At 48.5% G+C, this 606-nt stretch carries 2 protein-coding genes; both read left to right on the top strand.

Annotated features, from left to right (window positions below; genetic code table 11):
* On the top strand, positions 1 to 405 hold a 405-nt coding region (locus tag JK635_RS12790; RefSeq protein WP_235888081.1), incomplete at its 5' end, for a cupin domain-containing protein.
* A 9-nt stretch (positions 406 to 414) separates the two neighbouring features.
* Positions 415 to 570 (top strand): helix-turn-helix domain-containing protein, encoded by a 156-nt coding sequence (locus JK635_RS25505; protein ID WP_368857093.1) that lies wholly within the window; start codon positions 415 to 417, stop codon positions 568 to 570.
* Positions 571 to 606 lie beyond the last annotated feature (36 nt).

The following is a 606-nucleotide window of genomic DNA, read 5'->3' on the forward strand; positions in this document are numbered from 1 at the left end:
ATTGGATTTAGGGAAATGGAGAAGAATCCTTTTGTCGCAGCCATGCCGCAATGGGTGCTCATCCCTATTAGTGAAGTGTGCGGCTTAGTGCACACAACCGAACATCTTTCGCTTGTGGCATCAAGAAATGAGCCAGGCCAGCGCTATGTGCTTGATCGGCTCTGCGATACCTTTGTTTTTGAAATCATCCGCTACATGTCTCAGCGGGAAAAGCTTAAAGCTGGAACGTTGGCCGGTTTTACCAACCCGGGCATTGCCCGTTTCCTGATCTCTATTCACAATGCGCCTGGTGCAGACTGGACGATCGAAACCATGGCAATTGAAGCTTCAATGTCGCGCAGCAAATTTTCGGCTGGCTTCCACGAACTTGTTGGTACTACCCCGGCGCGTTACCTCATCGACTAGCGCGTTTCTATTGCAAAAAAGTTGTTGAAGAAAAACTATTCCGTGAAGGCTGTTGCCAGCGCGATTGGATACCGAACACAGCTATCCTTTTCCAAGGCGTTCACAGAAAGCATAGGGATTTCACCGAAACAATGGTTGCCAAAAGAAAGATTGTCAGACGCCTAATGTCTAATTACGCTGCGGTAGCAGACAATGGGAGAG

Origin of the sequence: Neobacillus paridis, from assembly GCF_016765675.1 — a bacterium.
Taxonomy (GTDB): domain Bacteria; phylum Bacillota; class Bacilli; order Bacillales; family Cytobacillaceae; genus Neobacillus; species Neobacillus paridis.